The following is a 14,027-nucleotide window of genomic DNA, read 5'->3' as shown; positions in this document are numbered from 1 at the left end:
TCTTGCTTCAAGCCCAGGGGGTGAAGGGCCATGTCGATCGCGTCCAGGACGCCGGACCGATCCGGCTTCACCCGCCGGTTCCTTCATCTTGCCGGTGGCTTCTGGTCAAGCGGGCGGAACTGGACGGTGTGGCTTCTCGCCGGGGCGCTGGGGCTTCTGACGGTCGGGCAGGTGGTGGTTCCCATCCTGCTGAACCTGTGGAGCCAGCACCTGTTCGACGCGCTGGAGCAGCGCTCGATGGACCGGTTCCTGCTGATGATCGCGGCGGCGGGTGGGATCATCCTGTTCAACATCGCCAACACCATCCTGCATCTGCGGGTGAAGCGCCGCCTGCAGCTGGGCTGGCGAACGTGGCTGACGCAGAAGCTGCTGGGCGACTGGCTGACGCGCGGCCGGCAGCATCAGGTGACCTATCTGCCCGGCGACCACGACAACCCGGACGGGCGCATCGCCGAGGATATCCGCATCGCGACCGAGGCGGCGATCGACCTCGTCCTGTCGTTGTCCTACTGCGCGCTGCTGCTGATCAGCTTCACCAACATCCTGTGGCGGCTGTCCGGTGCGCCGGAGGTAACATTGGCCGGAAGCACCTTCCACGTGCCGGGCTATCTTCTCTACATCGCGCTGGTCTACGCAGCCGTCGGGACGAGCATCGCCCTGCTGATGGGAAAGCCGCTGGTGAAGGCGGTGAACCGGCGGCAGGGGCACGAGGCGTCCTTCCGCTTCGGCCTCGCCCGCGTGCGGGAGAACGCGCAGGACGTGGCGCTCCTGCACGGTGAGTCGGGGGAGCGCGACCGCCTGCGTCTGCTGTTCGGCGGGGTGCAGCGCGGTTGGAACGGCCAGACGCACGCCCTGTCCAACATGATGGTCTTCAGCGCCGCCTATTCGGTGCTGTCCGCCGTCTTTCCGATCCTGGTCGCCTCGCCCAGCTACATCGCCGGGGCCATCTCGCTCGGCGTGCTGATGCAGACGGCGCAGGCCTTCCAGCAGACCGTCGGCGCCCTGTCCTGGCCGATCGACAACCTCGCCCGCGCCGCGGAATGGAAGGCGTCGGTGGAGCGCGTGCTGGGCCTGCACGAGGCGCTCCAGCGACTGGACCGCGAGATCGGCGGGGAGGGGACGGAGCGCATCACCGTGGAGCGCAGCGACGGCGGGCATGGCCTGGGCTTCCGTGGGCTGTCCATCGCCGAGCCGGACGGGCGCCGGGTGGTGGAGCCCTTCGACCTGGAGATCCGCCCTGGCGAGCGTGTGCTGATCGTCGGCGATCCGGCGGCGGCGGTGCGGTTGTTCCGCGCGGTGGCGCGTGTCTGGCCCTGGGGTGGGGGAAGCGTCGTCCTGCCCTCCCTTTCCCGCGTGTTCTTCATGGCCGAACGCCCCTATCTGCCGCACGACACGCTGCGCGCCGCCCTCAGCTATCCCCTGGGGGTGGGGACGGTGAGCGATGCCGGCGCGGCGGAGGCGCTGGAGCGGGTCGGGCTCGGCCATCTGCTGCCGCGGCTGGACGAGCCCGACAGCTGGGACGAGATTCTGGCGGTGCCGGAGCAGCAATTGCTGGGCTTCGCCCGTCTGCTGATCCACCGTCCCGACTGGATCTTCCTGGAGGACTCCACCGACAGCCTGGACCCGCGGACCGAGGAGGCGATGCTGCGCCTGGTCGAAGACGAGTTCCCCGACGCCTCTCTGATCACCATCGGCAGCCACCCCGGCCTGGAGGCGCATCACCGCCGCAAGCTGGTGCTCGAACGGGTGGGCGATACCGTTCAGATGCGCGAGGTGCCTTGCGGGGACCGGAGGATCGCGGCGGTCGCGGAATAGGGGGCGTCAGACCGTCAAGCGGCCGGCGGTGTGCTGAAACGGGACGGCCGGGTCCGTCATGGCCGGGTCAGGAGCCTTGCCCCCGCGCGCCACCGATCAGCGCCGAATACCACTTGGCGGACTCCTTCAACGTGCGTCTCTGCGTCTCGAAATCCACATGGACAATGCCGAACCGCGTGCCGTAGCCGCCGCCCCATTCGAAGTTGTCGAGCAGCGACCACACGAAGTAGCCGCGCACGTCGGCTCCGTCCTTCAGCGCCCGCGCCATTTCGCCGATGCAGGCCTGCAGATAGTCAAGCCGCTCCCGGTCCATCACGATCCCCTGCGCGTCCGGGGCTTCCGGCGCTTTGGTGCCGTAGCCGTTCTCCGTCACGTAGATCGGGAGTCGGTAGCGCGCGGTGGCGTGGATCAACGCCTCGTGGAAGGCGCTGGGCTGGAGCGGCCAGCCGATGTCGGTGCGCGGCATGCCCTCGGGCGGGGCGCCGAAGCCGCAGCCCCAGACGGCGCCCGGCTCGGCCTGGGCGAAGAGGGGGGCGTAATGGTTCATCCCGAACCAGTCCAAGGGCCGGCAGATCCGCGCCATGTCGCCGGCCTGGACGTAAGGTTCGATGGCGCGGGCGATGCGCGGCGGGTAGTGGCCCAGAATCTGCGCGTCGGGGAAGCACAGGTTCCACAACTCGTCGAAGAGGGCCGCCGCCTCGATGTTTTCGGGCGCCGGATCGGCGGGCCGGCAGGGCTGAACGCTGTGCACCGCCCCGATGGAGGCGCCCGGCACCAGATCGCGCAGCACGTCCACGCCGGCCCCATGGGCGAGATTGGTGTGATGGATGACCTTCAGGTGTTCCCCGCGGTCCGACACGCTGGGGGCGCCCCAGCCGAGCGCGTAGCCGAACAGGGTGAAGACGGAAAACTCGTTGAAGGTCGCCCAGCGCGTCACCCGATCGCCGAAGCGGCGGGCGCAGAGGACGGCGTAGTCGGCATACCAGCCGGCGCTGTCCCGGTTCGCCCAGCCGCCGAGGTCCTGCAGGGCCTGCGGCAGGTCCCAATGGTAGAGGCAGGCCCAGGGCTCGATCCCAGCCGCCAGAAGCCGGTCGATCAGGCGGTCGTAGAAATCCAGCCCGGCCTCGTTCACCACCCCGCGCCCGCGGGGCTGGACGCGCGGCCACGAGATCGAGAATCGGTAGGCGTCGACCCCGATGTCCCGCATCAGCGCCACATCCTCGGCGTAGCGGTGGTAGTGGTCGCAGGCGACGTCGCCGGTGTCGCCGTTGTCCACCCGACCCTTCAGACGGCAGAAGCTGTCCCAAATGCTGGGCGCCCGCCCATCCTCGGTTGCGGCCCCCTCGACCTGGAACGCCGACGTCGAAGTTCCCCACAGGAATCCATCGGGAAAATCGGAGGTGGAAAGGGGCGTTGCCAGCGGTCGCGCAGATTTATGTTCCAAGGGAGGCCGCTCCGTCGAACCATTCGCTCATCATTATGCCTGTTTCTTGACCATTCCGCCAAAGGTAGTATGGGTATGGGCGAGTGGTGCGGACGGAGACGGTGATGGCGGACCTGCCGAAGGATTTTGTTTGGGGCGTCTCCACCTCCGCCTATCAGATCGAGGGGGCCGCGTTTGCGGACGGGCGCGGGCCCAGCATCTGGGACACGCGCTGCCGCACGGCGGGCGGTGTGGTGAACGGCCACACCGGCGACGTCGCGTGCGACCACTACCACCGCTACGCCGAGGACGTGGCTTTGATGCGCGGGCTGGGAGTGGACGCGTACCGCTTCTCCGTGGCGTGGCCCAGGGTGCTGCCGCGCGGGCGCGGCGCGGTCAACCAAGCTGGCCTGGACTTCTACGACCGCCTGATCGACTCGGTGCTGGAGGCGGGGATCGCCCCCTGGCTGTGCGTCTATCACTGGGACCTGCCGCAGGCCCTGCAGGACCTCGGCGGCTGGGCGAACCGGGACAGCGCCGGCTGGTACGCTGATTATGCGACGCTGCTGGCGCGGCGCTACGGCGACCGGGTGCAACGCTGGATCACCTTCAACGAGTTCTCCGTCTTCACCCTGTTCGGTTACGCCATCCCCTGGGCGGCTCCCGGCATCACCGACCGGGCCCAGCATCTGCGGGCCATCCACCATGTGAACCTTGCCCACGGGGCCGGCGTGGACGTGATCAGAACTCTGGTTCCCGGCGCCTCCATCGGGGCGGTGCACAACCGCCAGCGGGTGCTGCCGGAGGGAGGGCGGCCGGAGAACGCGGAGGCCGCCGCCCTTCTGGACGAGCATTGGAACCTGAGCTTTTGCGACCCGCAGCTTCTCGGCCACTACCCGCCGCGCGTCGCCCGCGCCATCGAGCCTTACGTGAAGGCCGGCGACATGGCGCGGATCTGCCGGCCCATGGACTGGTTCGGCCTGAACCATTACGGCCCGATCTTCGCCCGCGCGAATCCGGACACCACCTGGGGTTACGGTTGGGGCGACGCGCCGCCCGATTCGCCGACCTATGGTGTCGGATGGGCGGTTTTCCCCGACGCCTTCCGGGACGAGCTGCTCGAAATCACCCGCCGCTATCGCATGCCCATCGTCATTACGGAAAACGGCTGCGGCGGCAGCGATTCGCCGGACGAATCGGGCGCCATCGACGATCAACACCGAATCAACTATCTGCGACTCTATAACGCCTCAATGCATGAGGCGATTCGCGGCGGAGCGGACGTGCGCGGTTACTTCGTCTGGTCGCTTCTGGATAATTTCGAGTGGGGAAGCGGTTACGGCAACCGTTTCGGCATCGTCCATGTGGACTTCGAATCGCAGAAACGCACGCCGAAAGCCTCCGCCCGCTGGTACGCCGACCTGATAAAGCGTGCGCGTTCCGCCGCCTGACCGGGCGGCGATTTTATCACCGAAGCCTACTATTTCCGCTCGACTGAGGCACCCGTCCGCGTGTCCTGCATGAAACACATTACACATTTGCATGTTAAACCTGATGCACAGGCTTGCGCTTTGCGCATCACTTTGCCCATCCTCCGTTCTGGATCATTCGTTCTCGAAGGAAACTGACATGCAAAGCAGCGACACCGACGGTTCTGAGAATTCGGCCACCGATCTGGTTGCCATGACGGGTAAGATCGTTGCGTCTTATGTCCGCTCGAACCAGATCGCGGTGAATGATCTTCCGAACCTCATCCGGATTGTCCACCAAAGTCTGTCGGGCACAGGCCGTCCGGTGGAGCCGGAAGCGGTGGAACTGCGCCCCGCCGTGCCGGTGAAGAAGTCGGTGATGCCGGACTACATCGTTTGCCTTGAGGACGGCAAGAAGCTGAAGATGCTGAAGCGCTATCTGCGCACGGCTTATGGAATGACTCCGGACGAATACCGCCGCAAGTGGGGCCTGCCCGCGGACTATCCGATGACCGCCCCGAACTATGCGGAGCAGCGGTCCGCCTTCGCCAAGTCGATCGGTCTCGGCAAGAAGGCCGCCGCTCCGGCCAAGCCGGCCCGTCGCGGCCGCGCCAAGAACGTCGCCTGATCGCGCATCCGCTCCGAACCGCTCCTTTCCCGACATCCGGGAAGGGGGCGGCGGAGGGATGATCGCTGTTGTCGCCGGATTCAGCGCTGCGCGATGCGCGGAGTGGCGAGGCTGTTCAAGCTCGTGATCCATTCCGACAGGGTGACGAAGCGGCAACCGCGCGTGCGCAGCAGGCCAATGGCCCGGGGAAGCGCTTCCGCCGTCGCGTTGTAGGTCGTGTGCATCAGGACGACGCTGCCGATGGTGCCGGTGGCCTCAAGTTGCGCCATGATCTTGCCGGCGTCGCGGGTGAACCAGTCGCGTGTGTCGACGTTCCACAGCGCCGGGCTCATCTTTTCCTGCTCGACGGCCGTCAGCGTATCGCCGTTCCAGCGTCCGGCCGGAGGGCGGAACAGCACCGGGTCGGCGCCCGCTTGGGCCAGGATGCGATTCGTTTCCGCAATCTGCGCGCGCTGGGCCTCGGTGTTCAGAGTGCGCATGTTCGGGTGGGTCAGGCTGTGGTTGCCCACTTCATGTCCCTCCTGAACGATCCGCTGGATGATCCGCGGGTGGCGGACCGCGACGTTGCCGATCGGGAAGAAGGTCGCGCGCACTCCCTCGCTGCGCAGGATATCGAGGATGCGCGGAGTCACCGCCGGATGCGGCCCGTCGTCGAAGGTCAGGGAGCAGAGATTCCAACGGCTGGCCTTCAGCGCCCCAATGTCCACCCGCGCTTCATTTCCGGGCACGATAGCGGCGATCCGCGACAGGCGGGCGGCTTGACGCTCGATCTCCTGCATCTCCCGGCTCTGGTCCGGGCTGTAGGTGACCACTCCATTGTGGTCGTTGTCCTCCGAACCGGCGACGGGTGTCGTCGGCGGCTGCTCGGCGACGGCGTCCACCACGAGGCAACTGCCGCCACCGCCGACGATCCGGCGGCAGACGAAGTTGGGGTCGAGGTCGGGCAGGGGGGCCGCCCGCAGGACGAAACCGGAATCAGGAATCTCTGGCCTTTGCAGGGCGACTCGGGGAACGAGATCGGCGACCATGTCGGGCTGGCGCCGGACAACCGCCTTCCAGGCGACCCAGGCATCGGCCTCTGTCCGGTAGACGCCGAATTGGAGCATCTTGGCCGGGTGGCTGTCCGCCTCCTTGCGCAGCGTTGTGACGGTGGCGAGATGCGATTGGTCCGCGGCACGCGCCGGATCGGCGAGCGGGCCGTGAGTGACCGCCGCCAGCAGGCCTGCGGTCAGAAACCCGAGATGCCTTCGCCCCCGCATTGTCGTGGGTGCGAAACTGTGGAGGGTGGAGAGGCCTGAACCTGAAATCATGTGCGATCGACCATCAACATCGCCGCGGTGAGATCAGGTGTGGGCGATACCTCTTATGAGATAGAGCAAAATTTACCACGCCTCCATAAGGATCGTCGCCGAAGGAGAGTTGTCACGGAATTCCTTGGTATATTTTCCATAATTGCCCTTATGGGATTTATGTGCCGTTCGGGGAGGCAACCTATCGAAACACCTCGGTCACCCGCACCCTGTTCCTGCTTACCGTCCCAAGGGGCCGGGCCACGTGCCTACCCTCCTTCAGCGCCGCCGCAGGAGGGTCACGCCATCCCCTACGGGCAGCATGCACAGGGCCACCCTCTCGTCGTCCAGGCGGGCCGCGTTGAAGGCACGGATGGCCTCGGTCTTGCCCTTGCGATCGCTGGGATCGGCGACTCGCCCACGCCACAAGGTGTTGTCCACCACAATGAGGCCGCCGCGCCTCACAAGCTTCAGGCACCACTCGTAATAGGCGCCGTAATTCTCCTTGTCGGCGTCGATGAAGGCGAAGTCGAACGCTTCGCTTCCACTGTCGGCGAGGAGTTTGCCGAGGCTGTTGAGCGCTGGTCCGATGCGCAGGTCGATCCGGTCCGCCACGCCGGCCTCGGACCAGATTGCGCGGGCTTGGGAGGTCCACTGCTCGTTGATGTCGAAACTGATGACGCGCCCATCGTCCGGCAAGGCCTGTGCCACCGTCAGCGCGCTGTATCCGGTGAAAGTACCGATGTCCAAGGTCCGGCGCGCACCGATCATTTCGACGAGGAAAGCCAGGAGTTGGCCTTCTTCTGGTGCGATCTGATAGTGAGCCTCGGTCAATTTGGCCGTCTCGGCGCGCAGCTTCGCCTGGATGGCGGTCTCGCGCAGGGAAGCGTCGAGCATGTACCGGTAGATGGACTCGGGCATGAAGATCGACTGCACGGTCAAGGAATCCGCTCCCACTGTGGCCGCCCGCTCCTTGCGGGCGGCCATTCACATGTGGGGAGCTTTGGCGATTCCGAAAGGTTTCCCCGTGTCTCCGGGGGTCGCACCCGCAGCTTGTAATCATCCGCTCCCAAGACATCCGGTGTTTCGGCCACCGGAACGGGCTGGGATCGGACCGACCGCAGCAGGACATCGCCGCTGACCGGCTGGCAAGGCCACGGGCGAACAGCACCACGGCCAATCCGAAGCGTTCGGCGAAGGTGCGCCCGGAGCAGTCGGCTTCGTGGCAATAGAAGCGCTGCACCGTCAGCACGATGCGCACGTCGCGCCCGATTCATCGCCACTCATCGGAAGTTCGGACGGAAAGCAGCGGAATCGACTGTAGACGGACCGGCTCGGAACCCCAAGGTCGGGCGGCACCCCCGAATCCTGAAGTTCTTCGCTGCCTCACAACCCAGTGGCACTGTCAAGAACAACCATATTTGCAAATAAGAATCATTATCTTAATTGCTTCAATGAAAGCTTGTAGAAATCACCGACGCAGCAGCCTTTTTCCCCCTTCGCGCGATGTCGCGATCCCGCTTTAGATCATTCGCGAAACCAACAATACGGAGCACAACCGACGATGAATGCGACACCAGGGACGATCCTCGTCCGTTTCAGAAAGCACCTCGTCCATCTCGCTGCGGCTTCAACGGTCGTGCTCCTATCGTCCATTGCGGCGGCGCAGGCGGGTCCGGCACCGTTTGCACGAAAGCTCACCGCCAAAATGACCGTCGAGCCGAGCGGTCTTCTCAGCACCGTCGTGACTGAGGAAATCACGCTCCGGTCCGACGCCGTTCTGCAATCGATGACCCAGATCCCGCTGCCGGTGAACGAGCATTTCTCCCACCTGGATATCATCGAGGCGGCGACGGTCAAGCCTGATGGCCGGCACATCCCGGTGCCAGCCAGCAAGATTCTCAAGGCCGCTCTGCCCAACGCGCCTCAACTCGGCATCTTCCATGCCGATCTGAAGATCCACACCCTAGTCTTCCCTGACGTGGCCGTCGGCGACACGCTGCGCTACACGGTGCGCCTCCGGGACAGGGCACGCCCGGTTCCGGGCGGATTCAGCGCCGTCTACCCCGTTCTGCCCGCGGCGCGTTACGAGCAGATGGTCATCGCCATCGATGCACCGAAGGAGATGACGCTGCACGAGGAGGCCACCGGTTTTTCCCGAATCGCGGAAGAGCACGGCGACCGCCGCCTCGTCACCTGGACGCTCGTCCCGCAAGCCGATCTGGCGGACGAACCCAACGCGACGGCCCCCATCGACCGCATTTCCCGCCTCGTCATCGGGAGCTACCGCGACTGGGACGCCATCGGGCAGCGCTTCTACGAGGACGCCGCGTCGAAGAGCGAGCCTACGGCGGAGATCCGCGCGCTTGCCGACGAGATCACCCGCGGAATCACCGATCGCCAGGAGCAGGCGCGCGCAATCTACGACTGGGTGTCGAAGAACGTGCGCTATTTCGCCGTGCTGCTCGGTCAGGGTGGCTACGTGCCGCACGACGCCGGCACCGTGCTCGCCAACAAGTTCGGCGACTGCAAGGACCACACCGTGCTCACACGCGCCTTGCTGGCCGCCAAGGGCATCGAGGCCGATTTCGCGCTGATCTCGGTCTTCCCAAGCCACCGGGAGCCGACGGTGCCGGCACCGGAATGGTTCAACCACGTGATTCTCTGGCTTCCGGAATTCAACCGTTACATCGACCCGACAGCTGGACACGCCGCTTTCGGCATCGTGCACCGCGCCATCGCCGACAAGGCGGTCCTGCGGGCCGGGCGCAACGGTGTCGCGCTGACGCGCACGCCGGCAATGCCCGCGGACGACAACCGCCTGTCGCTTGCGGCCGATGTCGTATTCGCCGCAGACGGAACGATGCGGGGCACCACCCTCACGCAGGCGTCCGGAGCAGCCGCAATGGACCTGCGGGCCGTCATGGAGCAGGCTGCGGCCAAGGGTGGCGACGTGTATGCCAGGGACGTGATGATGCGGCAGAGGTGGCGCGGCACGGCGAGCATCGACCTGCGCGATCCTTTCGACCGGGAGGAGCCTTACGCCGTAAACAGCCAATTCTCCCTCACCGGCAACATTTTCACCGATCCGGAGAGCAACGGCGTCCTGCCTTTCGGCCTTCGTCTGGTGCAGCCGGCTTATGCTCGCATCTACGGGGCCATCCGGGACAAACGAACGCAGGACTTCATCTGCGAATCGGAGACCTTCGAGCAGACGATCAATTTCCATCTGCCCGAAGGCTTGAAACTGACCAACCTGCCGGAGCCGGTGGCTGCGAACCACCCGCTGACGAGCTACACGGCGCGTTACACGATGAACGGGCAAACCCTGCACGTCGAACGGCGGCTTGTCACCCGCCTGCCGGGCCAGGCGTGCCCGGCGTCGATGGCGTCGGAACTGGCGCCGGTCATAGGGGTGGCGATGAAAGACTTCAACTGGCGCCCGCAATTCTCGAACCCAGCACTTACCGCGCGTCCCTGACGCGGACGGGAAATTCATATGGAAGGCCTGACGTGGCGTGATGAAAGGATGGGTGCAGCACGTCGCGTCAGTCTGGTGTCAGGCGCGGGTGAATACGTCTCGAAGGTGGCGCCTGCCCGAATTCATTGGCAGCCGTCCTCCCGCCGAGACTGAAGCGCGCCGCCGTGCCCAAAATGAGGATGCCGCCATGACGGCCTGACTCAACCCAGACGACATCCGGGAAACCCGGCGCGGTTCAGTCGATTGTTGACAAAAGCCCGCAGCCCCCTCCGGGTTTTTCCGAAGGGAGCTGCGGTTCGACGATCAGCCACAAATGGTCGGAAAGAAAAGGGGGTGCCAAACTCCTTTTCAACAGCGTTCCATCATCAAACAACAGAAAGCGCCGGCAAAACCCATTTGGAACCGAGACATGTCGACGGTTCCGGGTCGCTAAACCAGTTCTAATCCGTGCTTTGAAGATGGGAAACGGGACCTTGAGGCGATCCACTGGGGACTTGAGCGGTCCCCTACAGCATTACCTGCCGCCAGGGCCACCGGGGTTTGAAAGTGCACCACCAAAGAACCCAAAGCCATATGAGGATACGGCCGCAGGCCCAAAGTAAGTACCGCTCACCGGACCGGAAAACGCCCCGACGACCGCTGCCCCACCAAAATCATACCAGCTGAAATTCGAACTGAAAGATGTTCCCGTAGCGTCGGAGTAACCGGAGACGCCAGCTATGTAAACTGTTCCTCCGGCCAATGCCCCCAATCCCGCGGTTACCAACGGGTTGCCGCCGGAAACCAAGTCGAGTTCGTCTTCAGTAATATCCCGCATGATCAAGTGCTCCTGTTTCTATGTTTTTTCAGACAATCATGACACTCACCGGATGGCGAAGGTGTAATGATCAAATTCAGTAATTTTTCGCGCTTCCCACAAAGGCCCCGTAAAGGAATACAATTCCAATAAAGGCGGAGAGTGCAGCGCTCAAATTCTGGTGTATTTGCACTTCTTTCGATATGTTTCCATCGATGAAAAAGGCCAAGAAGAGACATACCGCGGCCTCGGCCATAGGCTTCCACGTGCGTTTATTTACGGATATTTCCATATATCCAAAGAACAATACAGACATCACCGCGTAAACAAGCACGGCATCCGATCCTCCGTAATCATTTCCCAAATATATCAGGCGGAATGACTGTATAAAAAGCACAATTGATAGCGAAAATCGTAACCACCGGGGCGATCGATGGTGACCGACACTTTGTTTCCCAAATATACTACCCATCATAGAAACCCCCTCTTGCAACTTTCAGACTGTCGATGATGCTTTCGCGGTGCCTGAAGCAGATGGTTCAGCTCCTATCGCTGTACCAGATCAAATGATCCCCGGCGATGTCTGTCCAACAAAATGACTTCCGTTATTTGTTCTGCCGACAATACTCTCTCTTCACCTTTATGGCGAGTTGATTCTTAGTATTTTCTCGAAAAAAGCACTCAATTCATAGTGATTAAATTCATTGATACGAGATAATGGTCATTCCAGAACACCAATGGATGCGGCGACGGAGTTCGCAGAGGCTTGGCGCCGCAAGGCCGTAACGCAACCGCGCGGGGGTGCACTCGTATCGTTTGCCATCCTCCTCGATGAACGATTTCATGCTCATTGAGGCATAGGCAAAGGCTGACGGCCGAGTGTTCCCTGGGTTCGGTCGAGCCATAGCCGGTTCGAACCGCCGTCCTTCCGTCGTCCCTGCCGCAACCAGTTCACCGTTCCGCAATCGCTGAACATGGTTGTGCGGATATGACGGACGATTCGTCTGGCATTGCCTGGAAGACAGCAGAAATCCATGATCCAGAGATTGTTTCCTTCGCTCCATTCCGTGGCATGGAGAAGAAACCTCTTGTCCGTCATCATCCTTTCGGCCACGTCATCGGTCAACCAAGCCCAGGTGAGATAACCGATGGGCCCGCCAAACTTATCGAAGAACACTTTCATCTGCCTCTGGGCAATCGCATGCTCGGTCCATGCCCTCAAGGTGACAATGGAGAACAGGCTATAGTTCTTGTTGCCCAGCATGCAATGGACGGCATGTCCCATCATTTCAGATGATTGGCGGAACCATTCGTTCCGGCACGTCTCGCTGACGCTCATCGCTCATCTCCCAAAGACATGAACAATTCCCAGAACCGGGAACCATAAACCGAGTTCATTCCCTGAAGATCGTCTTCGCACTGCATCAGGTGCTCGGCCGGGCAGGATTTGACCATGCCGTCACTGCGACGCTCGAACAGACCCGTCGACAGGTTGTATCGAATCTCCACGTCCTGGCCGGCGCCCTGGTCTGCCCAGAACAGCACGTCGGGTTCCGGTCCGTTTTCGAGATGGACGCGCGCCAGACTGCGGGTCCGCGAGAAGTAGGACTGGATGTCTTCGGAAACCGCCTCCTCCTCCGCCCGCGTTTCGGCGAACCTCGCGATGGTTTCCATCATGACGGCTTTGCGCAGGAAAGACCGTGATCGGGAAGCCCGCGTGACGTTGATCAGCATAGCCCTTGCAAGACTGGACCGATTCGTCCGCCCGTCGGCGAAGACCGGATGCACGGCCTGGAAGGCGCGATCGAAAGCGGTGATCAGGTCGCGGCGCAGATGATGCCCGAACATAAAATCGTCCATGATGGACGATCGCCCGGCATCGTCACCGGCCAGAAGCCGCAAGACGATCTCACCGAACAGGCTGTCGTCGGCCCCTAGCAGCAGTCGGTTGCCGCCCGTCATGGCGATCCCCGTGGCATAGCGCTGGAAGATCGCGATGACGATCCTGCCCAAATCGAACATCTCGGGCCCTTGGCAGGCATCGACGACGAAAGCAGGGAAGCCGCATAGGAACAGGAATTCCCGGCAGAGCGACAATTCGAACGTCCGCAAGAAACGGACCATGATGAGATCGGGCGGCGGCATTTCCTGGAAGGCTTGCTTCTGCGCAGCCTTGCCGACGTGGAATGCGATTTCCAGAAGGCCTTCCAGCAGGAACATATGCTCCGACCACATCAGGTCGTATTTCGACGCGGATCCGTCACCCGCCCTCACATCCGAGGGATGCACCGATGTCAGAGACGTGAAGTCCAGAAGCCGACCATCCATGGACACGTTGGACGGCGAAGTGCCTGACTTGAGAAAACGCGACTGGCACACCGCCATCTGGATGGCCAGACGGCGCGCCAATTCCTCCAACCCCACCCGGCACGCCCCGGAAAAGGACAGATCCCGCCATGCGGCGTCCGTCACGCCCTCCGGTCTGGGCAGCCGTGTGGCCAGTTTCGAGATCGCCGTCCGCACGCGAATGGCATCGGTGCCGGTCATGTCCGCGAATGACCCGCATGGCCGGAACGTCAGCGCTCTCTGAAAATGGGCCGGGCGAATGCAGGGCTGGCGGATCAACAGACCGCGGCGGCGGCGTTCGCCGCTGATGTGGTCCACACAGTCCAGCCCCGTGCCCAGCACGCCGATGATCCCGACGCAGCCGAATGGCAGGACGGTTTCCATGATCTCCGACCACAGGGCTTCGTACAGCCCATCGCGCACGCTCATCGCGCCATCGGAATGAGCAGCCCCGACACCCTCGCCGACAAGCGGGTTCGGTCCGATTCCCTTGATCTGGACCGCTCCGTCATAGCCGCAACGGGCTCCCCCGCCATTCTCCGCGATGCCTTTCCCGCCATACCGTTCCGCGATGAACGTCCGGGAAACATCGGCGATGTCTCCTGCGGTCGTCTCATCCTTGATCATGTAGGCGTGGTTCCTCAGATCCATGCCAGGAACCGACAGCCTGGGATTTGTCCAAAGGGCGAAGCTCCGGCGAAGCTGGAAGGCGGAGAACTCCACTCCACCCACTCCGGAAAATATGGACTGAGCATTGTTCATGATAATTGGCCTTCATTA

9 protein-coding genes are annotated in these 14,027 nt (G+C 63.2%); 4 read left to right on the top strand and 5 right to left on the bottom strand.

Annotation, left to right across the window (positions count from 1 at the left end; all coding sequences use genetic code 11):
- Positions 1–30: 30 nt before the first annotated feature.
- Positions 31–1,815 carry an ABC transporter ATP-binding protein/permease gene (locus ACFPMG_RS30100; RefSeq protein ID WP_376999136.1) on the top strand — a complete coding sequence of 595 codons (1,785 nt, stop codon included), beginning with the start codon at positions 31–33 and terminating at the stop codon, positions 1,813–1,815.
- A 67-nt stretch (positions 1,816–1,882) separates the two neighbouring features.
- Here ACFPMG_RS30100 and ACFPMG_RS30095 read toward each other — a convergent pair whose 3' ends face one another.
- Positions 1,883–3,235 (bottom strand): GH1 family beta-glucosidase, encoded by a 1,353-nt coding sequence (locus tag ACFPMG_RS30095; protein ID WP_376999264.1) that lies wholly within the window; start codon positions 3,233–3,235, stop codon positions 1,883–1,885.
- A gap of 128 nt (positions 3,236–3,363) precedes the next feature.
- On the opposite strand from ACFPMG_RS30095, the gene ACFPMG_RS30090 reads away from it, so the two are divergent.
- Together ACFPMG_RS30090 and ACFPMG_RS30085 are read left to right on the top strand one after the other, a co-directional pair.
- A complete protein-coding gene (locus ACFPMG_RS30090) occupies positions 3,364–4,689 on the top strand; it encodes a GH1 family beta-glucosidase (RefSeq protein WP_376999134.1) in 1,326 nt (441 codons plus the stop codon).
- 178 nt (positions 4,690–4,867) lie between these two features.
- Positions 4,868–5,335 (top strand): Ros/MucR family transcriptional regulator, encoded by a 468-nt coding sequence (locus ACFPMG_RS30085; protein ID WP_051658475.1) that lies wholly within the window; start codon positions 4,868–4,870, stop codon positions 5,333–5,335.
- Positions 5,336–5,415: 80 nt separating this feature from the next.
- Here the strand turns inward: ACFPMG_RS30085 and ACFPMG_RS30080 are convergent, their stop codons facing one another.
- Complete coding sequence (locus tag ACFPMG_RS30080) at positions 5,416–6,594, bottom strand: polysaccharide deacetylase family protein (protein WP_376999132.1); 1,179 nt, start codon at positions 6,592–6,594, stop codon at positions 5,416–5,418.
- A gap of 309 nt (positions 6,595–6,903) precedes the next feature.
- The gene (locus ACFPMG_RS30075; protein WP_376999262.1) at positions 6,904–7,560 is read right to left on the bottom strand and encodes an O-methyltransferase; all 657 of its coding nucleotides are present in this window, start codon (positions 7,558–7,560) and stop codon (positions 6,904–6,906) included.
- 628 nt (positions 7,561–8,188) lie between these two features.
- On the opposite strand from ACFPMG_RS30075, the gene ACFPMG_RS30070 reads away from it, so the two are divergent.
- Positions 8,189–10,105 carry a DUF3857 domain-containing transglutaminase family protein gene (locus ACFPMG_RS30070; RefSeq protein ID WP_376999130.1) on the top strand — a complete coding sequence of 639 codons (1,917 nt, stop codon included), beginning with the start codon at positions 8,189–8,191 and terminating at the stop codon, positions 10,103–10,105.
- Between the two features lie 1,643 nt (positions 10,106–11,748).
- On the opposite strand, the gene ACFPMG_RS30065 is transcribed toward ACFPMG_RS30070, so the two are convergent.
- Both ACFPMG_RS30065 and ACFPMG_RS30060 read right to left on the bottom strand, forming a co-directional pair.
- Positions 11,749–12,240, bottom strand: coding sequence for a toxin-activating lysine-acyltransferase (locus ACFPMG_RS30065; protein WP_376999128.1), 492 nt, complete (start codon positions 12,238–12,240; stop codon positions 11,749–11,751).
- Positions 12,237–13,874 carry a hypothetical protein gene (locus tag ACFPMG_RS30060; protein ID WP_376999126.1) on the bottom strand — a complete coding sequence of 546 codons (1,638 nt, stop codon included), beginning with the start codon at positions 13,872–13,874 and terminating at the stop codon, positions 12,237–12,239. Before ACFPMG_RS30060 ends, ACFPMG_RS30065 begins: the two co-directional genes overlap by 4 nt.
- Positions 13,875–14,027 lie beyond the last annotated feature (153 nt).

It is taken from the genome of Azospirillum himalayense (genome assembly GCF_042657465.1).
Lineage (GTDB): Bacteria > Pseudomonadota > Alphaproteobacteria > Azospirillales > Azospirillaceae > Azospirillum > Azospirillum himalayense.
The sequence above is the reverse complement of the archived record's forward strand: the minus strand, read 5'-3'. Positions and strand labels throughout refer to the sequence as shown.

Bases quoted from the DNA above. Each gene is read 5' to 3' on its own strand.
- ACFPMG_RS30085 (WP_051658475.1), top strand. From the start codon at position 4,868: ATGCAAAGCAGCGACACCGACGGTTCTGAGAATTCGGCCACCGATCTG.
- ACFPMG_RS30100 (WP_376999136.1), top strand. From the start codon at position 31: ATGTCGATCGCGTCCAGGACGCCGGACCGATCCGGCTTCACCCGCCGG.
- ACFPMG_RS30060 (WP_376999126.1), bottom strand. From the start codon at position 13,874: ATGATCAAGGATGAGACGACCGCAGGAGACATCGCCGATGTTTCCCGG.
- ACFPMG_RS30065 (WP_376999128.1), bottom strand. From the start codon at position 12,240: ATGAGCGTCAGCGAGACGTGCCGGAACGAATGGTTCCGCCAATCATCT.
- ACFPMG_RS30090 (WP_376999134.1), top strand. From the start codon at position 3,364: ATGGCGGACCTGCCGAAGGATTTTGTTTGGGGCGTCTCCACCTCCGCC.
- ACFPMG_RS30080 (WP_376999132.1), bottom strand. From the start codon at position 6,594: ATGCGGGGGCGAAGGCATCTCGGGTTTCTGACCGCAGGCCTGCTGGCG.
- ACFPMG_RS30070 (WP_376999130.1), top strand. From the start codon at position 8,189: ATGAATGCGACACCAGGGACGATCCTCGTCCGTTTCAGAAAGCACCTC.